Source organism: Chitinophaga polysaccharea, assembly GCF_007829335.1.
GTDB lineage: Bacteria > Bacteroidota > Bacteroidia > Chitinophagales > Chitinophagaceae > Chitinophaga > Chitinophaga polysaccharea_B.
Window position 1 is genome coordinate 287,686 of record NZ_VIWO01000006.1, and the last position, 25,391, is coordinate 313,076.

Annotated in this window: 24 protein-coding genes; 7 read left to right on the forward strand and 17 right to left on the reverse strand. The window is 47.2% G+C overall.

The window, feature by feature from the left end:
- Window positions 1–94: 94 nt before the first annotated feature.
- Window positions 95–2,296: a DUF4954 family protein gene (locus tag FHW36_RS20510; RefSeq protein ID WP_145671457.1), complete on the forward strand. Its 2,202-nt coding sequence runs from the start codon at window positions 95–97 to the stop codon at window positions 2,294–2,296.
- Complete coding sequence (locus FHW36_RS20515; RefSeq protein ID WP_145671458.1) at window positions 2,284–2,892, forward strand: DNA-3-methyladenine glycosylase I; 609 nt, start codon at window positions 2,284–2,286, stop codon at window positions 2,890–2,892. The genes FHW36_RS20510 and FHW36_RS20515 overlap by 13 nt, the downstream gene beginning before the upstream one ends.
- On the opposite strand, the gene FHW36_RS20520 is transcribed toward FHW36_RS20515, so the two are convergent.
- From FHW36_RS20520 to FHW36_RS20560, 9 genes are all read right to left on the reverse strand, one after another.
- A complete protein-coding gene (locus FHW36_RS20520) occupies window positions 2,889–3,938 on the reverse strand; it encodes a cytochrome-c peroxidase (protein ID WP_145671459.1) in 1,050 nt (349 codons plus the stop codon). The two genes, FHW36_RS20515 and FHW36_RS20520, sit on opposite strands and share 4 nt — an antisense overlap.
- A gap of 8 nt (window positions 3,939–3,946) precedes the next feature.
- Window positions 3,947–4,696, reverse strand: coding sequence for an MbnP family protein (locus tag FHW36_RS20525; protein WP_145671460.1), 750 nt, complete (start codon window positions 4,694–4,696; stop codon window positions 3,947–3,949).
- A gap of 63 nt (window positions 4,697–4,759) precedes the next feature.
- Window positions 4,760–5,998 (reverse strand): sugar MFS transporter, encoded by a 1,239-nt coding sequence (locus tag FHW36_RS20530; RefSeq protein ID WP_145671461.1) that lies wholly within the window; start codon window positions 5,996–5,998, stop codon window positions 4,760–4,762.
- A gap of 61 nt (window positions 5,999–6,059) precedes the next feature.
- Window positions 6,060–6,842, reverse strand: coding sequence for an L-fucose dehydrogenase (locus FHW36_RS20535; RefSeq protein WP_145671462.1), 783 nt, complete (start codon window positions 6,840–6,842; stop codon window positions 6,060–6,062).
- 20 nt (window positions 6,843–6,862) lie between these two features.
- Window positions 6,863–7,690 (reverse strand): amidohydrolase family protein, encoded by an 828-nt coding sequence (locus tag FHW36_RS20540; protein ID WP_145671463.1) that lies wholly within the window; start codon window positions 7,688–7,690, stop codon window positions 6,863–6,865.
- A gap of 60 nt (window positions 7,691–7,750) precedes the next feature.
- A complete protein-coding gene (locus FHW36_RS20545; RefSeq protein ID WP_145671464.1) occupies window positions 7,751–8,080 on the reverse strand; it encodes an L-rhamnose mutarotase in 330 nt (109 codons plus the stop codon).
- Window positions 8,081–8,172: 92 nt separating this feature from the next.
- Window positions 8,173–9,024, reverse strand: coding sequence for a fumarylacetoacetate hydrolase family protein (locus tag FHW36_RS20550; RefSeq protein WP_145671465.1), 852 nt, complete (start codon window positions 9,022–9,024; stop codon window positions 8,173–8,175).
- A 22-nt stretch (window positions 9,025–9,046) separates the two neighbouring features.
- Window positions 9,047–9,796 (reverse strand): hypothetical protein, encoded by a 750-nt coding sequence (locus tag FHW36_RS20555; RefSeq protein WP_145671466.1) that lies wholly within the window; start codon window positions 9,794–9,796, stop codon window positions 9,047–9,049.
- Window positions 9,797–9,870: 74 nt separating this feature from the next.
- Window positions 9,871–10,653, reverse strand: coding sequence for an SDR family NAD(P)-dependent oxidoreductase (locus FHW36_RS20560; protein WP_211172592.1), 783 nt, complete (start codon window positions 10,651–10,653; stop codon window positions 9,871–9,873).
- A gap of 147 nt (window positions 10,654–10,800) precedes the next feature.
- On the opposite strand from FHW36_RS20560, the gene FHW36_RS20565 reads away from it, so the two are divergent.
- Window positions 10,801–11,478, forward strand: a complete 678-nt coding sequence (locus FHW36_RS20565; protein ID WP_145671467.1) for a M15 family metallopeptidase — start codon at window positions 10,801–10,803, stop codon at window positions 11,476–11,478.
- Between the two features lie 2 nt (window positions 11,479–11,480).
- Here FHW36_RS20565 and FHW36_RS20570 read toward each other — a convergent pair whose 3' ends face one another.
- From FHW36_RS20570 to leuC, 6 genes are all read right to left on the reverse strand, one after another.
- A complete protein-coding gene (locus FHW36_RS20570) occupies window positions 11,481–11,873 on the reverse strand; it encodes a hypothetical protein (RefSeq protein ID WP_145671468.1) in 393 nt (130 codons plus the stop codon).
- 106 nt (window positions 11,874–11,979) lie between these two features.
- Window positions 11,980–13,485: a 2-isopropylmalate synthase gene (locus FHW36_RS20575; RefSeq protein WP_145671469.1), complete on the reverse strand. Its 1,506-nt coding sequence runs from the start codon at window positions 13,483–13,485 to the stop codon at window positions 11,980–11,982.
- A 27-nt stretch (window positions 13,486–13,512) separates the two neighbouring features.
- Window positions 13,513–14,592, reverse strand: a complete 1,080-nt coding sequence (gene leuB / locus FHW36_RS20580) for a 3-isopropylmalate dehydrogenase (protein ID WP_145671470.1) — start codon at window positions 14,590–14,592, stop codon at window positions 13,513–13,515.
- 44 nt (window positions 14,593–14,636) lie between these two features.
- Window positions 14,637–15,236, reverse strand: a complete 600-nt coding sequence (gene leuD, locus FHW36_RS20585) for a 3-isopropylmalate dehydratase small subunit (protein ID WP_145671471.1) — start codon at window positions 15,234–15,236, stop codon at window positions 14,637–14,639.
- 15 nt (window positions 15,237–15,251) lie between these two features.
- On the reverse strand, window positions 15,252–16,004 hold the full coding sequence (locus FHW36_RS20590; protein ID WP_145671472.1) for a class I SAM-dependent methyltransferase: 753 nt from the start codon (window positions 16,002–16,004) through the stop codon (window positions 15,252–15,254).
- Window positions 16,005–16,015: 11 nt separating this feature from the next.
- The gene (gene leuC, locus FHW36_RS20595) at window positions 16,016–17,413 is read right to left on the reverse strand and encodes a 3-isopropylmalate dehydratase large subunit (RefSeq protein ID WP_145671473.1); all 1,398 of its coding nucleotides are present in this window, start codon (window positions 17,411–17,413) and stop codon (window positions 16,016–16,018) included.
- 296 nt (window positions 17,414–17,709) lie between these two features.
- Here leuC and FHW36_RS20600 point away from each other — a divergent pair, with 296 nt between their 5' ends.
- Together FHW36_RS20600 and FHW36_RS20605 are read left to right on the forward strand one after the other, a co-directional pair.
- On the forward strand, window positions 17,710–19,119 hold the full coding sequence (locus FHW36_RS20600; protein ID WP_246121202.1) for a hypothetical protein: 1,410 nt from the start codon (window positions 17,710–17,712) through the stop codon (window positions 19,117–19,119).
- A gap of 33 nt (window positions 19,120–19,152) precedes the next feature.
- Window positions 19,153–19,716, forward strand: a complete 564-nt coding sequence (locus tag FHW36_RS20605) for an NADPH-dependent FMN reductase (RefSeq protein WP_211092307.1) — start codon at window positions 19,153–19,155, stop codon at window positions 19,714–19,716.
- Here the strand turns inward: FHW36_RS20605 and FHW36_RS20610 are convergent.
- The gene (locus FHW36_RS20610; protein WP_145671476.1) at window positions 19,711–20,838 is read right to left on the reverse strand and encodes a hypothetical protein; all 1,128 of its coding nucleotides are present in this window, start codon (window positions 20,836–20,838) and stop codon (window positions 19,711–19,713) included. The genes FHW36_RS20605 and FHW36_RS20610 overlap by 6 nt on opposite strands.
- A gap of 1 nt (window position 20,839) precedes the next feature.
- Complete coding sequence (locus tag FHW36_RS20615) at window positions 20,840–21,481, reverse strand: ABC transporter ATP-binding protein (protein ID WP_145671477.1); 642 nt, start codon at window positions 21,479–21,481, stop codon at window positions 20,840–20,842.
- A gap of 451 nt (window positions 21,482–21,932) precedes the next feature.
- Here FHW36_RS20615 and FHW36_RS20620 point away from each other — a divergent pair, with 451 nt between their 5' ends.
- Together FHW36_RS20620 and FHW36_RS20625 are read left to right on the forward strand one after the other, a co-directional pair.
- Window positions 21,933–22,907, forward strand: coding sequence for a ribonucleoside-diphosphate reductase small subunit (locus FHW36_RS20620; RefSeq protein WP_145671478.1), 975 nt, complete (start codon window positions 21,933–21,935; stop codon window positions 22,905–22,907).
- Window positions 22,908–23,011: 104 nt separating this feature from the next.
- The gene (locus tag FHW36_RS20625; RefSeq protein ID WP_145671479.1) at window positions 23,012–25,390 is read left to right on the forward strand and encodes a ribonucleoside-diphosphate reductase subunit alpha; all 2,379 of its coding nucleotides are present in this window, start codon (window positions 23,012–23,014) and stop codon (window positions 25,388–25,390) included.
- The last annotated feature ends 1 nt before the right edge of the window (window position 25,391 follow it).

Sequence of the window (25,391 nt, forward strand, 5' to 3'; positions counted from 1 at the left end):
CTGATCATTGCTGACCGTCTTTCAACCTATCCGTTTTCAACGGGTATGTTGGAAGCGGACAGTCAATGGCCCCCAGCTCTTAAAAGTTATATCCATGAATAACATCCAGAAAAAACCCCTTTCCGAACTGGGGTATAATTTTATTGAAACCACGTTACCAAAAGGCAAAGACGAATATTATTTACGTAACGAGCAATGGAGCCGGAAAGACCAGTACCGCAAGCTGACCGCTTACGAAGTAGAAGCATTGGTACGTAACGACAACACTTCAGACGACTGGAACATCATATTTGTATCCGATGAATTTAACCCGCAACTGGTACAACACTGCCATTTCTTTGGCATGGTACGCATCGGTAAGCTGGAGCCGTACTACCTGGAGTTTCACAACCTGCGCATGCCGGTAGGACTGTACAACAGTACCATCTGCGCCTGCGATTTTGGCGACAATGTGGTAGTACATAACGTCAACTATCTTTCGCATTATATACTGGGCAACGAAGTCATTGTAGCCAATGTAAATGAAATGGCTACCACCGACTATGCTAAATTCGGGAATGGTATTGTGAAAGAAGGGGAAAATGAAAACGGCCGCATCTGGATGGAGCTCTGCAACGAAAATGGTGGAAGAAGCGTGATGCCTTTCGATGGCATGCTGCCCGGAGATGCTTACCTGTGGACCCGCTACCGCGATGACGACGCCCTGCAACAGCAGTTTAAAAACTTTACCGAAAAACAATTCGATAAAAGGCGCGGTTATTACGGCATGGTAGGCGATCGTACCGTGATCAAGAATTGTAAGATGATCAAAGACGTGACCATTGGTACGGATGCCTATCTAAAAGGAGCCAACAAGTTAAAAAATCTCACCATCAACAGCAGCGCCGACGCCTCTTCCCAGATAGGAGAAGGTTGCGAAATGGTAAATGGTGTAGTAGGCTATGGATGCCGTGTATTCTACGGCGTTAAAGCCGTTCGCTTTGTGATGGCTTCCCATTCCCAGCTCAAGTATGGCGCCCGGCTAATCAACTCCTACCTGGGCAACAATGCCACCATTTCCTGCTGCGAAGTATTGAACTCATTGATTTTCCCGGCACACGAGCAACATCATAATAACTCGTTCCTTTGCGCCGCACTGATCATGGGGCAAAGCAATATGGCAGCCGGCGCCACCATCGGTTCCAATCACAATTCCCGCGGGGCTGACGGCGAAATCATTGCCGGCAGGGGATTCTGGCCGGGACTCTGTGTGAGCCTGAAACACAACTCTAAATTTGCCACCTTCACGCTGATATCCAAAGGTAACTATATGTCTGAACTGAATATCCCCATTCCGTTCAGCCTGGTGGTAAATGACGAACACGATAACCGGCTCAAAATAATCCCTGGTTATTGGTTTCTCCATAACATGTATGCCATTGCCCGCAATTCCTGGAAGTATGTAGACCGCGACAAACGTACCGATAAAGTACAGCTCATTGAATACGATTACCTGGCGCCCGACTCTGTAGAAGAAATGTTCCATGCGCTGGCCATTATGGAAACAGCTACCGGGAAAGCCTGGTATGCCCTCCCGGAAAATACGCCTAAAAAGGAATTAACGGAAAAGGATCTACGCAAAAAGGGGAAAGAACTGTTGCTGCATCACCAGGAAGAAGTATCCAGGCTCCATATCCTCGCTACCGGCTTTGAAAACAGTTCCCGCGAAGTACAGCTGCTCAAGGTGCACCGTGCTTACCCGGTGTTCCGGGAGATGATTGTACTCTACGGTATCAAAAATATCCTGGCTGCCAATAAGCCGTCCTTCCTGGCTTTACAGGCTGTTGCCAAAACTGCGAAAAGAGGCGAATGGCTGAATATCGGCGGACAACTGATGAAAGCCGATACGGTGACCCTGCTCAAATCGAAGATCAAGAAGAATAAAATCAGCAGCTGGCCACAGCTACACGCCGCCTATGAAGAAATAGGCAGCGGCTATGCCGCCGATAAGCTGCAACATGCTATCGCCGCCCTGCTGGATATCAAAGAAGTATCGCTGAAAGATTTAACGCCCGCCCTGCTGGCAGAGTGGATGAATGAAACCACCCGCACCATGGAGTGGATCACGATACAAATAAAACGCTCCCGCGAAAAAGATTACAAAAATCCTTTCCGCCGCCTGGCCTATGAAAGCGAAAAAGAAATGAATGCCGTAGTGGGCAGCCTGGAAAATAATAGCTTCATTCATCAAACTATTACCGACCTTGAGTCCTATAAAGAAAAAGTACATCAAATTATAGGAGAATGGGAACTGTAGAAAAAATACGCTGCGGTTGGGCAGGTAAAGACAAGCTTTACCAGGACTACCACGACCAGGAATGGGGCACCCCCCATCATGATGACACCCACCTGTTCGAAATGCTTTGCCTGGAGGGGGCCCAGGCGGGACTTAGCTGGTACACCGTGCTCACTAAAAGAGAAAACTACCGCAAAGCATTCAGTAACTGGGATGCTAAAAAAATAGCGAAGTACGACGAAAAAAAGGTAGCGCAACTCATGCTCAATGAGGGCATCATCCGCAACCGCCTTAAAATAAACTCCGTTATTGGTAACGCAAAGGCTTTTCTCGCTGTTCAAAAAGAATTCGGCAGTTTTGATCAGTATATCTGGTCATTTGTCAACCACCAGCCCATCCACAACCACTTTAAAACAATGGCGGAAGTACCTGCCAAAACAGCGATCTCCGATGCTATGAGTAAGGACCTGCTGAAACGGGGTTTTAAGTTTGTGGGCTCTACTATCTGTTATGCGTATATGCAGGCAGTAGGAATGGTAGATGATCACATAGCGGATTGCTGGAGGAGTGGGAAGGGGAATATGACTACCAGCATATCACCTGAAAAAGACAACTAATTAATCAACACCTCACTCAATTCCTTATTATTTAAAAACGAATAATCTGTCAGTGTGTTCAGGAAAAAGTAAAGCTGCCTTTTTTCTCTATCGGAAAGTGGGATACCTGGTTTCACCAGGGGATCGGTGGTTGGAGTTACTTTAATACCGTGGTCGTAGAAGTCAAATACCTGGAAGATATCGAAGAAACGGCCGTCGTGCATATAAGGGGCGCTTTTAAGGATATTGCGCAGGGAAGGCACCTTAAAACGAAGATTATCGTCGGTATTACCGGTGATTTTCATACGACCTACATCGTTCAGGGCAGGCAGATAGGGAAGCCCGTTACTGCGGTAGGTTAGATCGGTAAACAGTGGTTCTTTATGGCAGGCAGCGCATTTCTCCTGGAATACGCTATAGCCGGCTTTTTCCTCATCTGAAAAGGTGGCTCCGGGTAAGTGTTGTATAACGCTATCGTATTTGGAATTGGCAGATACCATAGTGGCGATAAACTGGGTAAATGCCTTAAACATGCGTTCACTGGTAATTTCGGGAGAACCGAAGGCCGCTTTGAACATTTTACGATACTGGGGATCTGCCTGCATTTTCTGCAACAGCTCTTTCAGGTCCATGGCCATTTCATTATGATCGGTGAGCGGGGTAAGCGGCTGTATTTCGAGATGATTCACACCCCCATCCCACATAAAAGCTTTTTGCCAGATCATATTGAATAGTGTGGGTACGGATCGGGTGCCCTGCTGACCGGCTACGCCGTGCGCCAGCGCATGATCAAAATGTCCGAATGCCGCGAACTGCTGGTGGCAAAAGCCACAGGATACAGTGCTGTCTTTCGACAGGCGGTAATCATAAAACATGAAACGGCCCAGCGCTACCCCGGGTTTAGTAAGCGGATTGCGGGAGAAATCGTATACCGGCCGGGGAAAGTGCGATGGCAGCTGCAAAAAATAAGGCGCAGGCTCGCCACGGTGAGGCTTTCGGGCACCCGCCTGCACCAACGCCAGCCAGGCGCAAAACGCTGCTATGATATATATCGCTTTATGCTTCATGTACGCTATCAGTCGGATATACCCGTTACCCGGAACATATGCTGGTAATTACTGGCTACCTTACGCGCATTCACCCCTGGCGCCATAATGACCGCCACCTGTTTGAAGCTCACGGTATCTGGTAAAAACCATTTGGCGACGTCGGCGCTGAGTTGCACCTGTGGCTGTTTTCCGGTGGCTATGGTTAATGGCTGCGGGAAGGGAAGCTCCACATATTTCAATACCTGGTTGGCAGCTTTATAACCACCTGTATGAAACAGAAATTCCTTTGTGGGAGAAGTTATTACCGGGGAATATCCTTCCAGTTGCGCCATAATATACCCGCTGTTCCAGGTCCAGAACATGCCCGATTCCACTGCCAATGCGCCGGCTTGTACGCCGCTTACATTGCGGATACTGTCCACCCCGATAAGAAAACGAATACTTTTATATTGCCCGGCGGGTACGTTATCTAACCGTATTATTTTAGAACTGTCGATAGCATCATCTACCAGGAAATAAGATACGGGCAAGATGCTTCTTTTGCCATCTACTGTTTCCAGGGAAAAATTACTGAGGAAATAACGGAAACGGCTAATCGTAAAAGGCTCGCCGGAGGAATTAGTATAAGTTACCTGTTTTCTTTCCAGCGGCTGTGCGCCCATGATATGCGTGATATGCAGCTGCAGGGACGGATCACCGTTGCCCGGAGCGCCGGCAAACAGGATGGCTATCAATAGGAACCAACCAGCATAGGCAAAAAAAGTCCGCAAAATCATGGTATCCTCTTTTACAGGAAGTTACATGATTTTGCGGATTATATATGAAAAAGAAATAACTGGTTATACTCTCTTATACCCCTTCCAACCGTATAGGAACACGATGAAAAAGCAGATAGTAGGAATACCGTAGGAAATAGCCAATGACTGCCATTCGGTAACAATACCCATTACATAAGGCACAGAAGCACCTCCCACTATAGACATTACCTGGAAGGAAGCGCCCCGCTTGGTATTTTTTCCCAGGTCTTTTACGCCCAGCGCAAAAATGGTGGGGAACATGATAGACATGAAGAAGAAAACAGCGATCAGCGCATACACAGAAGGCGCACCGTTACCCGTCATCACAAACGCGCATAAGCACATATTGATAAACGCATAAATAGCGAGTAACTGGTTAGGGGCAACTTTACGCATTAACGCGGTACCCACAAAACGGCCTCCCATAAATAAAGCCATGCCTACAGACAACAGGTAAGATGCGTTTTCGGTGGAAATACCATGCCAGTAAGCGGTAACGTAGTTGATAAACAGCGCTCCTACTCCTACCTGTGCCGCCACATAGAAAAACTGGGCTACTACGCCAAGTACAAAGTGACGGTGGGCAAAAAGCGGGCGGGTATCTTCCATTACTTCCTTTCCCTCCTGCTCTGCTTCTTTAATTTCAGGCAGCGGTGTTCTGTAAAAGAATCCTGCAATCAATAACACCACCACGCCAATGGCGATGTAGGTCAGTTTTACCGTAGTCAGGTCATTGCTGCCACTTCCAAAAAACAACTTGGCGCCGATGATAGGCCCCAGGAAAGAGCCCAGTCCATTAAAGCATTGCGATAAATTGAGTCGTTGTTCAGAGGTTTCTTTAGCACCCAATACTGTTACATATGGATTGGCAGCGGTTTCCAGGCAAGCTAATCCACAAGCCAGGATAAATAATGCCGCCAGGAAAAAATCAAAATTGAGTGCATTGGCAGCCGGATAAAACAGGAAAGCACCAATGGCATATAACATCAGCCCCAGGATAATACCTTTCTTGTATCCGAATTTATTCATAAACATTCCTGCGGGCAATGCCATCAGGAAATAAGCACCAAAATAAGCGCCTTGTAATAAGGTAGAACGTTTGGTGGTAATATTCAATACTTCCTGGAAATGCTTATTCAACACATCTAACAGACCATAAGCCAGTCCCCACAGGAAAAACAGGCTGGTCACTAATATAAACGGGAAAAGGTAGCTACCTGGCTTTGCGCCGGTATCCTTGGTACTGGTATAGGTGGAATTACTTACTGCGCCTCCGGCCATAACGAAGAATTTAATGTTTCAGGTAAAATATATAATGATAACGTGTATTGGCTCTTGTTCCTTAGCTGATGGATCTGTCGAGATGGGTGTAACCACCATCTACATAAACTATTTGTCCGGTTGTATGAGACGAACGTGGCGACAGCAAAAATACGGTGGTGTTGGCGATTTCTGCTGAAGTGGTCATTCTTCTTTCGAATGGAATTTTGGCCGTGATGGATGCCAGCTTTTCCTGCGGGTTAGGTAAGGAATTAATCCATGTTTCATACAATGGTGTCCATACTTCGGCAGGGATCACGGTATTGATACGGATGGAATACGGCAGCATTTCTACCGCCCATTCGCGGGTAAGTGCATTGATAGCGCCTTTGGAAGCCGCATAGCCGCTGGTATTACCCTGACCAGTGGTTGCTACTTTAGAACCGATGTTTACAATATTACCTTTGGTAGCTTTCAGGTAAGGCAATGCGAAATGAGCCAGGTTGTAGTAGTGGGATAAGTTATTTTGCAATGATTGCATAAATCTTTCCGGGCTACCATTTTCCAGGCCTACGCCGTCGTTGGCGCCGGCATTGTTTACCAGTCCGTCTATTTTGCCATACTTAGCTACAGTTTCAGTGATTACTTTTCTGCAGTCATCTACCAGTCCGAGTTCGGCGGTAACAGCGAGTGCCTTACCACCGGCGGCGATGATGTCATTGACTGTTTTTTCATTGTCTGCCGTACTTCTGCCGGCAATTACCACAATACCTCCTTCTGCAGCTACCAGCTTAGATATGGCTTCTCCAATGCCTTTAGCGCCACCGGTAACTATTATCACTTTCTCCTGTAATCCTAAATCCATAGTGTGTATGATATTATTTTTTATAGATGATAAAATGAGCAGGCATTACCTCCCATTATTTGTTGTTGTTCTGATGTTGATAACGTGCTGATGAAATCGGTGACGATATGTTTCACCTCATGGTATTGTGCTGCCAGCAGACATACGGGCCAATCGGAGCCATATACCAGCCTGTTGGCGCCAAATGCCTCCAGGGCCACTTCCAGGAAGGGCCGGAAATGCGCGGGCTTCCACTGCTGCCAGTCGGCTTCTGTAACCAGTCCGCTCAACTTGCAATAGACATGCGGAGCCCGGGCGATGCGCCGCATTTGTGCGGCCCATTCTGCCAGTTCACCGGTTTTAACATACGGTTTGGCCAGGTGATCGATGATGAGCGCCTGGTCGGGAAACAGCTGTACAAACTCTTCTACGGCAGGTAACTGTTTTGGATATACGAGGATATCATACGTGAACTGGTGTTGCGCCAATGCTTTGATACCCCGGCAGAAATCTCCTCCCAGCAGGAAATTGAAATCCGGTTCTGCCTGTACAATATGACGGAAGCCTTTCAGCAGCGGGTGGCCGGCATATTGTTGCAATTGCTCATGGATGTTATCGGCCCGCAGGTCGATCCAGCCCACTACTCCCTTGATAAAGTCGTGCTTTTCGGCAAGCGACAGTAAAAAGGAAGTTTCTTCGACCGATTGATCGGCCTGTACGGCTATACAGCCATGAACACCATTATCTTCCAGCACCGGTATTAAATCTTCCGGCAAAAAATCGCGGCGGATCACCTGCATGGATTCATCTATCCAGGCATCCCGAACCGGCTGATACTGCCAGAAATGTTGGTGTGCGTCAATAACCATATAAGTATTTGTGTGATACTCCTGTCCCCCGCCATGCGCAGGGGACAGGAGCACATAGTATTACAATGCAAAAATTTGTTCCATGATCATCCACTTCTCGCCGTTTTTGGCTACCGGCAAAGATTGCTGGTATTTCCACATCAGGTCTTCCCATACTTTTACCGCAGGGTTAGCCGCATCCATGGCTGCTTTACGTTCGAAAGAGAAAGTATCATCTACTTCCATGATCATAAATAAACGGTTACCGATGCGGTAAATGTCCATGACCGTAATACCGGCGTCCGTAATGCTTTTCTTTATTTCGGCAGATACGTTGCGGTGATAAGCTTCGTATTCACTGATCAACTGCGGATCATCTACCAGGTCCAGTGCCAGACAATATCTTTTCATCCGTTAATATTTGTTTTTTAGTTGTCGGATGGAACCTCGCATTAACATTGCCTTATGTGATGAAGAATTTATCATGCTCGGTTTCATACCGGTTATTTATAAGCTACTGCTGTTTGTTTGGAAGTGCCCAGGCCATCAATGCCCAGTTCAATCACATCGCCTGCCTTCAGGTATACCTGTGGATTCATACCCAGGCCCACTCCTGCCGGTGTACCAGTAGAGATGATATCTCCCGGGAGCAAGGTCATAAACTGGCTGAGGTAAGAAACCACGTATTGTACATTGAAAATGAAGTTGGAGGTGTTGCCATCCTGCATTTTCTGGCCATTAACGGTGAGCCATAAACGAAGATTATTTACATCGGCAATTTCATCTTTGGTAGCCATCCATGGGCCCAGGGGAGCAAACGTATCGCAGCTTTTTCCTTTCACCCATTGTCCGCCTCTTTCAATCTGGAAAGCTCTTTCGCTATAGTCGTTGTGGAGGCAATAACCGGCTACATAGTCCAGCGCATCTTTTTCCTCTACATAAGTAGCTTTTTTACCAATCACGACTACCAGTTCCACTTCCCAGTCTGTTTTTTCACTGTTGCGGGGAATTACCAGGTTATCATTAGGTCCTACCAGCGCGGTAGTGCTTTTGAAGAACACGATAGGTTCTGCGGGGATAGCAGCATTGGTTTCACGGGCGTGGTCAGCATAGTTAAGACCAATACAAATGATTTTGGAAGGACGTTGGATAGGGGCTCCGAGGCGGGTGCCTGCAGGTACCTGCGGGCATTCGCCGGCGTGCTGGGTAAACCAGGCAGCCAGGCGCTCCAGTCCATTAGTGGCAAAGAATTTCTCTCCATAGTCTTCTCCAAATGCACTCACATCAAACATACCGGCATCTGTTACAAGACCTGCTTTTTCTTCTCCCGGTAAACCGAACCTGATCAGTTTCATTTCAATATATTTTTTATTATGCTTACTTAATTTCTTTCAATGTTTTTACCTGCAACCGTCCATTTTCTACATGCAGATCAATCATCGGTTCTGCCTTGTTGTCTTTTACAAAGGAGAAATACACATGATCTGGCTGACCGGTTGGTTGAATCACTCCTTTGGAACCTTTAGGAACGGCCATGAACATGCTTTTCCTGATACCGCCAAATTCCACATACAGCTCCAGGCTATCCGGTGAAGCATCGGGCTTGATTTCTGCAATGAAATCGCCGATGATGTTGCCTGACTGGAAATTTTTCTTGTATTGCTGCACCATGTCGCTGCCGGCAGATACTTTACCCAGTCCCATGGTATTTTCCATGTAGCCCCAGATACGTTCTGACGGAGAAGCAAACCATAATATCTTCAGATCATTTTTATCACTCACGGAGGCGTGATAATAACGTGGCTGGTGGTTAGCTTTCAATACGCCGATATAACAGCTGTTTGGCGCATCCCACAACACTTTGTACAGGTCGGCATCTGATATCTCTTTTAAAATAGTTTGTTCAAAGGTCTTTTCCTTGGTCTGACCATTCAGCTGGAAGTTGATGGTGACCAACGCCGTATCTTTATCCCGGTTAGCAATACTAACCGCTATTTTTCCTGCGGGTGTAGCCGGTACCACGGCAGATGTATCTGCGCCGGGTTTACTGTTTGCAGATTGATTGCCGCTGTTACAGGCAGTAAATATGGCCAATGCGATTGTCAGCCCTATCCGAAATTGTTGCATGATATAATTAAAAATTAATGAATGAATAAATCGAAAGATACGGGTAATCGTCCGCACTTTGATACCCCATTCTATTAATTATTCAACCTGATAAAACCACCATCAATAGGATAATCGGTACCGGTAATAAATCCTGCTTCATCGGAGCAGAGATATAATGCCAGGTTACCTACTTCCACGGGTTTGGCCATGCGCCCGATAGGCTGTGTTTTACTCAGTTTTTCAAACATTTCCGCCTCTTTACCGGGATAGTTTTTGGCAATAAACCCGTCTACAAACGGCGTATGCACCCTGGCAGGAGATATGCAGTTGCAGCGGATATTGGCGCCCAGGTAGTCTTTCGCCACGGATAAAGTGAGCGTTAATACGGCTCCTTTACTCATAGAGTAGGCCAGCCGGTCTGGTATGCCCACGCTGGAAGCAATGGAGGCTACGTTGAGGATGACCCCGCCGCCTTGCGCTTTCATTTGTTTAATTACTGCATACATGCAGTTATAAGTCCCTTTTACATTGACCTGGTATACCCGGTCGAAGTCCTGTTCTGTAGTATTCTCCAAATTCCCCACATGTGCAATACCGGCGCAATTCACCAGGATATCCAGTTTTCCGGCTGTTTTCACAATACCATCCATTACCCGGATCACTGCTGCCTGATCGGCCACATTGCAGGCATGTACCGTAGCCTGACCGCCTGCCGCCCTGATTTCCTCCGCTGTAGTCTTCCCGCCATCTTCATTCAACTCCAGGATATGCACCTGTGCACCCTGTGCGCCAAATGTTTTCGCTATTGCCTGTCCTATGCCGCTACCACCACCTGTGATAACCGCCACTTTACTATCTAATCTGAACAGTTCCATCATTAAAAATTTTAAGGGTTCTAAAATACCTATTAATATAAGGCGATTACAATTGTATTTTCACTGTATTTCATACTTTCTTGCCTTATTTTCGCAAAATTCAATAATTAGGCGCGAATTTGATGCTTTTTTGAGAATTTTAAGGACATGAGAATACGATTGCTATTACCACTGCTGGGCGCTATTATCAGCCAGGCAAACGCCCAGAAAATACCTGTTAACAAGTACGGATTAGCGGTGCTCAACACCCAGCAACAATACGAACAATTGGTAAAAAATGACAGCAATCAACAGCTGGTAAACCTGGAGCATTATATCCCCGGTATCAAAAAAGATATACGGTATGCTACCACGAATAATTTTACCAAACAACGCCTGTATACCCGGACCGATATTTACCTGCGGCTACCCGCTGCCAAAGCGCTGAAGGCCGTCCAGGAAGCCTTACGGAAAAAAGGGTACGGGTTATTAATATATGATGCGTACCGCCCCTATCATGTAACGGAGGCCATGTTTAAAATAGTGCCCAACGATCTGTATGCCGCCGATCCCCGCAAAGGATCAGGGCACAACCGTGGCGTGGCCGTAGACCTCAGCATGGTAGATCTGACAACCAATAAGCCCGTGGCCATGCCTACGGACTTCGATGATTTTACGCTGAAAGCACATGAAAACTATACACCTGCCGACCCGGGGGTGACAGCCAACCGCAAACTACTGCGGGATACCATGAAACAACATGGATTTAAGGGAAGTTCTACGGAATGGTGGCATTATTACCTGCCCGATTATAAAAAATATCCCCTGATGGATATCTTCTTTTAACATCAACGGATAAAAACAGTGTCTATGCGATTGGGTACTCCCTTCCACTTTATATAATAAGTACCGGCAGCACTGGGGGTAAACACAAAATTTTTGGTAGCAGAGATCGGCATGAGGATGCAGGCAGTACAGGTATTCAGAACAGATTCCGCCCCTACAACAACGGTATCTTTATCTTTTGTTAATATAAATTTATTGATAGCATAACAACCATGGGGAAACACACAGGTAACATCAAAAAAGGCAGTGCCCTGTTGTCCTGCTTCTCCCCGGCTGGTGCCTATATATCTGACGCCGTTGATATCAGCCATGCCATATCGGGAGCAGTTATCACTGTCTTTCTTACAGGCAGGGAATATCAATAATACTATTAGTAGTATAAATGCTGTTTTCATCGGGTTGTATTATATATCTGTATAACGTGAACCCGCGTTAAAAGTTACAGGGGTGATCTGAACGGACGTCCGTTCAGATCACCCCTGTTCAATGCTATCGTATAACTTAATATATCTTATTCAGGGCATCTACATAAGCATGTACAGAAGCATTTACGATATCGGTAGAGATACCGAAACCATAGTACGACATACCGTTATGTTTCACCCGCATATTTACTTTACTTACGTCTTCGCTACCGCCGCGCATAGACTGGATATTGAATTCGTCCAGTTCAATCTCATCTTTCACAATATTATGAATAGCGTTGATGGTAGCATTTACCGGGCCATTGCCGGCTGCGCTGGCTTCTCTTTCTTCCCCATTGATTTTGAGTTTTACGGTCGCCATCGGGCGGAGCGGATCACCACATACCACCTGTAACAGGGTTACCTTGATCGCTTTATCATCGTAATTCTTTTCGTCGCCATCGCCCATGAGCTGTAACAGGTCGGCATCGCTGATTTCCTTTTTGGAATCGGCCAATACCAGGAAGCGCTGGTATACTTCATCAACGTTTACGATATCGAGATTGTAGCCCAGGCGCTGCAGGTGGTGCTTCAGGGCATGCCGTCCGCTGCGGGCAGTGAGAATAATGGAGTTGGAGTTGATACCTACGTCTTCCGGATTCAGAATTTCGTAGTTTTCGCGGTGTTTCAGTACCCCATCCTGGTGAATACCGGAGCTGTGTGCAAACGCATTACGGCCTACAATTGCTTTATTAGGCTGTACCGGCATATGCATCATGGTTTCTACGAGATTACTGATTTCGTAGATACCTTTTGAGTTGATGTTGGTATGATATCCCAGCGCATGGTGCGTTTTCAGGATCATGGCCACTTCTTCGAGTGAAGTATTACCGGCACGTTCGCCGATACCATTGATGGTACATTCTACCTGGCGGGCGCCATTCACTACACCGGCAATGGTATTGGCAGTGGCCAGTCCCAGGTCGTTGTGGCAATGTACGGAGATAATCGCTTTATCGATATTGGATACGTGATCTACCAGGTATTTGATTTTAGCGCCGTATTGATCCGGGAGGCAATACCCGTTGGTATCGGGGATATTTACGGTGGTGGCACCTGCTGCAATCACCGCCTCGATCATACGGGCCAGGTATTCGTTGTCGGCGCGACCGGCGTCTTCTGCATAAAATTCCACATCATCAGTAAACTTGCGGGCATATTTCACTGCGGCTACCGCACGTTCCAGGATTTCGTCCCGGGTACTGTTGAATTTATACTTGATGTGCATATCAGAAGAACCGATACCAGTGTGGATACGTCCGCGTTTAGCAAAACGCAACGCATCGGCGGCGGCGTCAATATCTTTGGTATTGGCGCGGGTAAGGGCGCAGATAACGGGTTCCGATACTGCTTTGGATATTTCCACTACGCTCTGGAAATCGCCAGGGCTGGAAATGGGGAAACCGGCTTCGATAATATCTACGCCTAAAGCTTCCAGTTTTTTCGCTACTTCAATTTTTTCTACAGTTGTCAGCTGACAGCCAGGAACTTGTTCTCCATCACGCAAGGTGGTATCAAAGACGTATACACGATTTTTATCCATGATAGGTGTAATAATTTTATTGAATGATTAATTCAGATTCTCTAATACTTTGGCACCCATTGCATCGGTGCCCATGATACAATCGTTAACGGTATGTTTGTTGGCAATATCCATTGTCCTGAAACCTTGTTTGAGTGTAGCTTCTACCGCTTTAATCACCCGTTGTGATTCGGTTTTCAGCCCAAAGGAAATATCCAGCAGCAGGGCGGCAGATAAGATAGACGCCAGCGGGTTGGCAATACCTTTACCGGCAATATCATGTGCAGAACCGTGGATAGGCTCATAAAATCCGGTGCTGTCACCTACGGAAGCAGATGCCAGCATCCCCATGGAACCAGCTATCTGTGACGCTTCATCGGTGAGGATATCCCCAAACAGGTTACCGGTTACCACTACATCAAAGCGTTTAGGATCTTTAATCAGCTGCATAGCGGCATTATCAATAAACATGTGCTCTGTTTCCACATCTGGATATTCTTTGGCCACTTCCTGTACTACTTCTCTCCAGAGGCGGCTGGCTTCCAGTACGTTTGCTTTATCTACGGAGCAAAGCTTTTTACGGCGGGTACGGGCAGCTTCATATGCTTTGCGGGCAATACGCTCTACTTCGTAGCGATGATAGATCATGAGATCGGAAGCGGTATTACGGTCGGCAGTCCTGATCTTTTCTCCGAAATACACATCCCCGGTCAGTTCCCGGAAGAAGAGGATATCCGCTCCACGCAGTATTTCCGGCTTAATGCTGGAAGCTTCCAGCAGCTCATCAAACAACTTTATCGGGCGAAGATTAGCATATAATCCCAGTTCTTTCCTGATTTTCAGCAATCCCTGTTCTGGTCTTACTTTCAGAGTAGGATCGTTGTCGTATTTGGCATGACCGATAGCCCCGAAGAGGATGGCATCTGAACGCCTGGCCTTTTCTAACGTTTCGTCGGGAAGCGGGTTACCCGTAGCTTCAATTGCTACGTGTCCCATGATCCCTTCTTCGAAAGTGAAAGTGTGATGATAGTTTTGTGCAATCGCCATCAGTACTTTCTGTCCCCATGCCGTCACTTCCTGTCCGATCCCATCACCGGGTATTACTAATATTTTCTTGTCAACGCCCATAAAGCTTTATTTTGTTAGCTGTTTTTTTCGTTAGTATTTAACGGTTAGAAATTAAATGGTCTGGTGGTTTCGTATTGTTCGATTTCCTTACGGAGACTGAGCAGGTAATCGATATCATCGTAACCGTTCATTAAACAGGTTTTTTTATACTGGTTAATGTCGAAGCTTTCTTTTTCGCCGGTAGCCACAATGCGGATAAACTGGTTTTCGAGATCTACTTCCAGCGCTGCTTTAGGATTGGCGGAAATGGCTTCAAATATTTTGTCGAGGAAAGCCTCTGTTACCTGGATGGGCAGGATGAAGTTGTTGAGGGCGTTATTTTTGAAGATGTCTGCAAAAAAGCTGCTCACTACTACTTTAAACCCTGCGTCGGCAATAGCCCAGGCTGCGTGTTCGCGGGAAGATCCACATCCGAAATTCTTTCCTGCTACCAGGATTTCACCGCTGTAGAGCGGGTTGTTCATGACAAAGTCGGCCTTAGGTGTATTATCGGCTTCGTAACGCCAGTCGCGGAACAGGTTTTCCCCGAAGCCTTCCCGGGTAGTAGCCTTCAGGAATCGTGCCGGGATGATCTGGTCGGTATCTATATTTTCGATCGGTACAGGTACCGCAGGTGAAACGAGATGTTGGAATATTTTACTCATGGTGAATATTACATTTTAAATTTTTGTGGCAGCCACCCGTAAGCGGACGTAATCGGCATACAGCGCGTTGTCTTTCATCAGTTGCCCCGCTACTTCCTGCTGCACTTGCGCCAGTATGGCCATTTTATCGGTTTCCGGTACGGTGGCGAAGAAATGTTGTCCGAACATTTCGAGCCAATCGCTGATTCCCGTTTCGGGGTTTACCAGTTTGGAAGGACGATCAAAGAAGTGTACGCGGTCTACCCGGAACCCCGCCTTTTCCAGCAGGGTAGTATATTCTGCCGGGGAAGGGAAGTACCAGAAGGGCGCATAGCTATATCCTCTTTGCTGCATCGCCTTTTCCAGGGCGGCAAGTATGGTTTGTACGTTGCCCTTACCTCCCATTTCAATCGCCAGGCGGCCGCCCTTTTTCAGCTGGGCGTACATGCGGGCAATCGCTTTCTCTTTTTCGCGCACCCAATGCAGGGTGGCATTGGAAAAGATACCATCGAAAGCTGTTGGCAGCACGAAAGTGGTGGCATCGGCTACTTCAAAGTGGATGCCCGGGAAATGCGCGTGGGCGCTTTGAACCATGGCTGCGGAGGCATCTATGCCTGTTACTTCCGCGCCGGATTGTGCCAGTTGCGCCGTCAGTTCGCCGGTACCGCAGCCCAGGTCCAGGATTTGTTCCCCGGCCTGTGGTTGCAACCAGTCGATCAGACTGTTGCCATATTCAAATACAAAGGCATGTTTCTCCTTATATAATTCAGCGTTCCATTGATCTGCCATCGTTGTTGCTTTTATAATAATTCCCTTACGTCTGCTACTTTACCGGTAATGGCTGCTGCTGCTGCGGTGAGCGGGCTGGCCAGGAAGGTGCGGGCATTGGGCCCCTGGCGACCTTCGAAGTTACGATTGGAAGTAGAGATGCAATACATACCGGCAGGCACTTTGTCTTCGTTCATGGCCAGGCAGGCAGAGCATCCGGGTTCACGCAGCTGAAAACCAGCCTCTGCAAAGACTTTGTCGATGCCTTCTTCTTTTGCCTGTGCTTCCACCTGTTTGGAGCCGGGTACAATCCATACCACCACGTCATCGGCTTTGTGCTTGCCTTTCACGAAATCGGCTACCAGTCGCAAGTCTTCGATGCGGGAGTTGGTGCAGCTACCGATGAATACGTAGTCTACTTTTTTGCCCAGCAGTTCAGCACCGGGTTGCAGGTCCATGTATTCGAGGGATTTTTTGAAAGAAGGCCTTTCCTTTTCTTCCAGTTGCTCCAGGGCAGGAATATGGCGGGTAACGCCCATGCCCATTCCTGGATTGGTACCGTAGGTAATCTGTGGTTCTATATCGGCGGCATCGAAGGTAAGTACCTTGTCGAAAGTGGCGTCTGCATCGGAGTACAGCGTTTTCCAGTATTCCAGGGCTTTATCCCAGTCGGCGCCTTTGGGAGCAAACTCCCTGCCTTTGATATAATCGAACGTGGTGCTGTCCGGAGCAATGAGTCCACCGCGTGCTCCCATCTCAATACTCATATTACAGATGGTCATACGGGCTTCCATGCTCAGGTTGCGGATCGCTTCCCCGGCATATTCCACAAAGTAGCCGGTAGCACCGGAAGCGGATATTTTGGAGATGATATAGAGAATGATGTCTTTAGAGAGTACGCCTTTGCCCAGCTGCCCGCTCACTTCAATCTTCATGCGCTTAGGCTTGTATTGCAGGATACACTGGGTGGCCAGTACCTGCTCTACTTCGGAGGTGCCAATGCCGAAAGCAACGGCGCCAAAAGCACCGTGGGTGCTGGTGTGGCTGTCGCCGCATACAATGGTCATACCCGGCAGGGTGATACCCAGCTCGGGACCTATCACGTGTACAATGCCCTGGTAGCGGTGACCTAATCCATACAGCTCTACGCCGTATTCACTGGTATTTTTGGTCAGCATTTCCACCTGGTGGCGGCTCAAAGCCTCTTTGATGGGCTGATCCTGGTGTAAGGTAGGTACGTTGTGGTCGGCGGTGGCCCTGGTTTTGGCCGGACGAAATACCGGGATACCACGCTTACGTAATCCATCAAATGCCTGGGGGCTGGTTACCTCGTGGATAAAGTGTGTATTGATGTACACGGCATCGGGATGCCCCGGCTTGCTCATCACAATGTGACTGTCCCAGATTTTATCAAATAACGTTTTTCCCATCCTTTTGCTTCCTTTTAGAATTGTTTATACCTTCAAATCTAATGGTCATTAATAAATGCCATATTGCTAAATTTGCTTTAATTACAACCTTTAACAGCACTTGATATACACTAAAACACTGTTTATCAGTCACTTACAAGATTTTAATAACGATGCCCAACAGTCAAAGTGATGCCTTATTCATATTAATAAAAACACTCACAAAAGCCGAAAAACGTAGTTTTCAGCTGGCGTTCAATAAAAATAACACCAAGGAAGACGTCTTATTCATCCAACTTTTTAACACGTTGGACAAAATGAAGGAATATGACGAGGAGCAGATACTGAAGAAAATTACCGATATCAAGAAACAGCAGTTGTCGAATGTAAAGGCACATCTTTACAAACACCTGTTATCCAGTTTAAGACAATTGTACAAGCAGAAAGATCCGCTGATCGACCTTCGGGAGCAGTTGGATCATGCGCGGGTGCTGTACAATAAAGGGTTGTATAACCAGAGCCTGAAAATATTGTCCAAAGCCAAGTCCATGGCCATGGAGCAGGAAGAAGTTATGCTGACCTACGAAATTGTGGAGTTTGAAAAACTGATTGAGTCGCGCCACATCACCCGCAGCCTGGAAAACCGGGCGGAAGTGCTCAGCAGCGAGTCCCGGCAGATAGAGCAACAACTCACCAATATCAGCCGCCTCTCTACCCTGTCGCTCCGCATGTATGGGCTGTACCTCAAACTCGGCCATGCCCGCAATGAACGGGATGGGGAAATGGTGAAATCCTTTTTCGAAAGCCAGTTGCCGGCCCTCCAGCATGCGCATATGAGCTTTTACGAAAAAGTATACATGTACCAGGCCTCCAGCTGGTATTACTATATCCTGCAGGATTTCCTGATGTATTACCGCTATACGCAGAAATGGGTAGACCTGTTCCGCAAATACCCTTCCCTGCAGCAAACCGATATGGACCTGTACATCAAGGCGCAGCATAACCTGCTCACCGCTCATTTCTATACTTCCAATTTCGAAAAGTTCAAAGCGGCATTGCAGGACCTGGAAGATTTTATACAGGCCAACCAGGATAATTTTCATGAGAATACCCGCACGTCGGCTTTCGTATACCTATATACCGCCAAAATCAACCGTTACTTCCTGGAAGGCACATTCAGCCAGGGTTTAGCAATGGTGCCGGAACTGGAAACCGAGATCAGTAAACATACGCTGAAAATAGACCAGCACCGGGTGTTGGTGTTTTACTATAAGATAGCCTGTTTGTACTTTGGTAGCGGAGATAACAGCAAAGCCATTGTTTATCTCAATAAAATCATTAACCTGAAGATAGGTAACCTGCGGGCCGATATCCAATGCTTCGCCCGTATCCTGCACCTGATCGCCCATTACGAGCTGGAAAACTACAGCCTGGTAGAATACCTGATTAAATCGGTGTATCACTTCATCTCCAAACACAAAGACCTTGGACTGGTGATGGAAGAAATTATGAAGTTCTTGCGCCGGTATATCTATGCCAATCCTAAAGCGTTGCGCAATGCCTTTGCCGACCTGAAGGAAAGACTGGAACAGATTTCACAGGATCCGTATGAACGCCGTTCCTTCCTTTACCTGGATATCATTTCCTGGCTGGAAAGTAAAATTGAAGGCATCCCTGTACAGGAAGTTATTCACCGCAAGTTTGTGAATAAAGAGAAACGCATATAAATGTATATATTCGTTGGCCAAAATGATGAGCATATGTCTGACGAAAAACACTATCACTTTGTAGCCATCTCCGGCAGTTTACGCAAAGGTTCCTACAACACGATGGCCTTAAAAGCCCTGCAGCAGCTGGCGCCTTCGCACATTCACATTGAGCAGGTACATTACGATAATATCCCGCTGTATAATGCCGATCTGCACACCGAGCAATTACCGGAACAGGTAGTACCGCTGGTAAAGAAAATAAAAGAGTCGGATGGAGTGATCATTGTATCGCCTGAATACAACTACTCCGTGCCCGGCGCGTTGAAAAACGCGATAGACGTGGTTTCCCGCCATCCTGACAAACCTTTTAGTGAAAAGGCGGTAGCTATTATGGGTGCTTCACAGGGACAAATAGGTACGGCCCGCATGCAGTACCACCTGCGCCAGGTAATGGTATTCCTGAATGCTTATATTATCAACAAACCGGAAATTATGATTGCGCATGCACAGCATAAATTTGACGAGGCCGGTAATTTAACCGATGAATTCCTCATCAAACAATTCCCATTGCTATTGGAATCGCTGGCTAAGCTGAGCGATAAGATGAAGTCATGATTCCGGTGGAATATAGGGCTCGTACGAACGATACTTTTTAAAGAAAATGATGGCCGATGCTGCCTGTAACAACAGGATAGCCGGCCATTCGTAATGTCCGAGGATCATGAACAATACGATGAAGGAAGTGAGCATAGTATATCTCACATGAATTTCCGGGTTCATTTTCGGAAAATATAACAGGCAGCGGAATAAAATGAGTAACGACAGTGCCGTACAAAAAACGGTAATGAGTCCGCCGATAGGAGTTTTCGTATAGGCGTTTACCGTAATCATGATCATCTCCGGTAAAAACATGATCAGATATACGCCTATAAGCCGGGCGTAGTGGCCGGCCAGGCGTATGGGCAGGTTTTCCATGAAGTGGAGATACGTATCATCAAAGGCGCGATGGTGTACCATCAGCTGCATATGAATCATTACGCTTACCATCACGCCGATCTGCAATCCACGCAAATCAAAATATTCCCCTCTCTCCATGATCAGGAAAGTAAGCCACAATACGCCGGCAGAAAACAATTTAGTGCTGACAATGCGGCGCGGGAAATTGGTCAATAATTCATAAAGGAAAAACAGCACGGGCGGTTTGGTGAAATGCCGGTTGAGCCAGCGTTGCAGGTGGCTGGTAAAAAAGAGAACATCCGGTTGTGCCAGTTTCCGCTCATATAACCTCAACGGCCAAACGCAGTTGGCCATATTCAATACCACGATCAGGGCGGCGGGCACGTAGTACTGGTGTTGTATCGCTATGATGAGGGCGATGCCGGCGTATACCAGCACCGGCATATAGATGGCGGTATGCAGCAGCAGCCATAATCGTATGCGTGCCGGTTTGCTGACGCTGCCCAGGGTAGGGAAAAGGAAATCGTACCCTTGCAGCTGGAATGTTTTCAGGATAAATCCCACGCATTTGAGGGCATAGGACGTCCATAGCAGCATGACGAGAAGCAGGAAAGAGTAGTTTCCCAGGAAGCCGAGCATCAGTGCTTTGTGATAGGCGACCAGGTTGGCGCCGTTGACCACGCCGAAGAGCAGGTAAAACAGTACCAGGAAAAAGCCCGTATTCTGGATATAGAATCGTTGAGTGAATATCTTACTGAGTATAGCCGATGTGGTACGCATATTAACTGAGCGTAATATTTTTATGAGCTACTTTCAGTGTGCCCGTGACCGTTAATTCTTCCGCATCCAGTGCCTGGTGGGAAGTAATGCAAAAAGAAACGCCTTTGGCGCTATAAGTCCGAATGAGGTCGTAGAGTACCGTCAGTGCGCGGGTATCGATGGTGATGAGGGGTTCATCGAGCAGGATGAGGGCGGGGTTGCCGGTAAAGGCCAGGAGCAGGGACAGCTTTTTCAGCATGCCGCTGGAGTAGCTGCTTACCGGGTTATTCACATAGATATCCACACCCATACTGTCGCTGATGTCGCGTACCGCTTCCCGGTCGCCCCCTTTGGTATTGAGGTACAGCTCCAGCAGGTCGCGCCCTGTAAGGAAAGAGGGGTACAGTGGCTCTGCTTCAGCGTAATTAATAAGGCGGCGGAACTGTACCGGGTGCTGGCGGCTGCTCACATTTCCCTGCAGGAGGATTTCGCCTTTGAAGGGAATGAGCCCGGCCATCACCTTCATACAGGTGGTTTTGCCGGCGCCATTTTCGCCCTGCAGCCAGTAGATGCCCTTTGGAAGCTCCAATTGGGGGATATCCAGGATAGGAACATCCTGGTAATTCTTCTTAACCGCATGTAGGGCGATAACCGGGTCGGGCATATGTGTATATCTTAAAGATGTAAATATGAAAAATTATCGCATATATATCTATAAGGGGAAGTCTTTTTAACAAAAGTTTTTTTCGGGCTTTTTTCCTGTTGAAGTTCATGGATTTAGCAGTAAAGGGGAAAAAAATGTCATATATCTACACTTTTTTACACCACTTTTTCACATACAAATGATATTACATATACAGGGTATACAAAACCCGTGAAACATGCTACACCACTGCGTTCTGATAATGTTCCCACTGTTTTTCCACACCTGTTGAAAACTATATCTTCCATCCCTTAACCGGATGCTTACATTTGTAATCCTGAGCGTATGGATTTTTAGGATGCAGAGATGTTGAAATATGAATGGTGGCAGAGGAAACGTGTAGATTTCAGTATGCTGACCCCAATCAGAAAAACCAAAAACCTTTCGACAGTACCCATATAAATAATTAACGATGAGTAACGAGAATGAAATTCTTCTAAGAGAGAACAAGGAGCGTTTTGTGTTATTGCCGATCAAATTCCCGAAAATCTGGGAGCAATATAAGAAGCACGAAGCCAGTTTCTGGACAGCCGAGGAAATAGATTTGAGTAGTGACCTGAAAGATTGGGCCTCCCTGAATGATGGGGAACGTCATTTTATATCGCATGTACTGGCTTTCTTTGCCGCCAGCGACGGTATCGTAAATGAAAACCTGGCAGTCAATTTTATGAGTGAAGTACAGATCCCGGAAGCCCGTTGTTTTTACGGTTTCCAGATCATGATGGAAAACATTCACTCTGAAACATATGCTTTGCTGATCGACACTTATGTGAAAGATCCGGCAGAAAAAGACCGTTTATTCCACGCTATCGACACCGTTCCTGCAGTGAAAAAGAAAGCCGAATGGGCATTGCGCTGGATTGAGAACGGTACGTTTGCTGAGCGCCTGGTAGCCTTTGCCGCCGTAGAAGGGATCTTCTTCAGCGGTAGCTTTTGCTCTATATTCTGGTTAAAGAAAAGAGGACTGATGCCCGGCCTCACCTTCTCTAACGAGCTGATCAGCCGGGATGAAGGTCTGCATTGCGAATTCGCCTGCCTGTTATACAGCATGCTGGAAAACAAACTGAGTGAGGAACAGGTACATACCATTATCCGTGATGCTGTGTCCTATGAAAAAGAATTCATTACAGAAGCCCTGCCGGTTGGACTGATCGGAATGAACGCCGAACTGATGTCGCAATACATCGAGTTTGTAGCCGACAGATGGATCGCAGAACTGGGCTATCGCAAAATATTTAATGCCTCTAACCCATTTGACTTCATGGAAATGATTTCATTACAGGGTAAGACCAACTTCTTTGAGAAACGTGTGGGAGATTATCAAAAATCAGGTGTAATGGGCGGTAGCAAGGAAGCTCAGACCTTCAGCCTGGAAGAAGACTTCTAGCAGGAATGGCCCGCACAACGCCGGGCAGCGAACAAAATTCATATTTACTAACCTCTTTGGCTGTTGGCAAACGGCTGACAGTTAAAATCTAAATTCACAAACCCATGTTCGTAATCAAAAGAGATGGAAGAAAAGAAGCAGTAAAATTCGACAAAATTACTGCCCGTATTGAAAAACTGTGTTACGGTTTCAATACAGAATATGTTGATGCGATAGATGTAGCGAAGAAAGTGATACAAGGTTTGTATGATGGGGTAACCACCAGCGAACTGGATAATCTCGCCGCCGAAACAGCGGCCTCCCTGACCACGAAACACCCGGATTACGCCCTGCTGGCTTCCCGCATTGCAGTAAGTAACCTGCATAAAAATACCATCAAGTCGTTTTCCAAAACGATGAAGAAACTGTATGAGTACATTGATCCTAAAACCGGCAAATCAGCCGCCTTGCTGTCTGATGACGTGTGGGAGATCATTAAGAAAAATGCAGATATCCTGGATTCCAGCATCATCTACGACCGCGACTTTGCCTATGACTACTTCGGCTTCAAAACCCTGGAACGCTCTTACCTGCTGAAAACAGACGGTAAAGTACAGGAACGCCCGCAACATATGCTGATGCGCGTAGCCGTAGGGATCCACAAAGACGATATTGATGCTGCCATCAAAACATATAACCTGATGAGTGAACGCTGGTTTACACATGCCACGCCTACCCTCTTCAACGCAGGTACACCCAAACCACAGATGTCTTCCTGCTTCCTGCTCACCATGCAGGACGATAGCATTGAAGGCATCTACGATACCCTGAAACAAACAGCTAAGATTTCCCAAAGCGCCGGCGGTATCGGTTTAAGCATTCATAACATCCGCGCAACTGGCTCTTATATCAGCGGTACCAACGGTACTTCCAACGGTATCATTCCCATGCTGCGCGTATTCAACGATACCGCACGCTATGTAGACCAGGGCGGTGGTAAACGTAAAGGCGCCTTCGCTATTTACCTGGAACCCTGGCATGCCGACATCTTCGAATTCCTGGATCTGCGCAAGAACCACGGTAAAGAAGAAATGCGCGCCCGCGACCTGTTTTACGCCCTCTGGATGCCCGACCTGTTCATGAAACGCGTAGAATCCAATGGCGACTGGGCGTTGTTCTGTCCACATGAAGCACCAGGACTGCATGACTGCTGGGGCGAAGCTTTTGAAACCCTGTACGAGCAATACGAAAGAGAAGGCCGTGCCCGCAAAACCGTGAAAGCACAAGACCTCTGGTTTGCCATCCTGGATGCACAGATCGAAACCGGTAACCCTTACCTGCTGTATAAAGATGCGGCTAACCGCAAATCCAACCAGCAGAACCTGGGCACCATCAAGAGCTCCAACCTCTGTACAGAAATCATCGAATATACTTCTTCCGACGAAGTAGCCGTATGTAACCTGGCTTCCCTGGCCCTGCCACGCTTCGTTATTGACGGTAAATTCGATCACGAAAAATTATACGAGGTAACCTACCAGGCAACCCTCAACCTGAATAAAATCATTGACCACAACTACTACCCGGTAGAAGAGGCCAGACGCAGCAACATGCGCCACCGCCCCGTTGGTCTGGGTGTGCAAGGTCTCGCCGATGCTTTTATCCTGATGCGCTATCCATTTGAAAGCGACGAAGCTAAAAAGCTGAACAGCGAAATATTTGAAACCATCTACTTCGCTTCCCTATCTGCCTCCAACGACCTGGCCAAGAAAGACGGCGCCTACGAAACATTCGCAGGCTCCCCAGCCTCTAAAGGCATCCTGCAGTTCGACATGTGGGGCGTAACACCTTCTTCCCGCTGGAACTGGGCTTCCCTGAAAGCATCCATCGTAAAAGATGGTATCCGTAACTCCCTGTTACTGGCGCCAATGCCTACCGCTTCTACCTCCCAGATCCTGGGCAACAACGAGTGCTTTGAACCATATACTTCCAATATCTACACCCGCCGTGTACTCAGTGGAGAATTTGTAGTGGTAAACAAACACCTGCTGAAAGACCTGGTAGAACTGGGCCTGTGGGATAATGACATGAAGACTAAAATTATTTCGCACAATGGCTCTATCCAGAACATTGCCGAAATACCAGCTAATATCAAAGAACTGTATAAAACAGTTTGGGAAATCAAACAACGTAACCTCATCGACATGGCCGCCGACCGCGGTGCATTCATCTGCCAGTCACAGTCACTGAACCTGTTCGTAGACACCCCTACAACGGGTAAACTGACCTCCATGCACTTCTACGCCTGGAAGAAAGGACTGAAAACAGGTATGTATTACCTGCGTACACAAGCAGCTGCCCAGGCGGTACAATTTACCGTGGAAAAACAAGGCGGTCAGCAAATTCAACCTGTAGTAGCAGCCGGCAGCGGTGGCAACCAGGAAGAAGAAATTATTGTGGGCGCAGTATGTACCATGGAAGAAGGTTGCGTTACCTGCAGTGCATAAG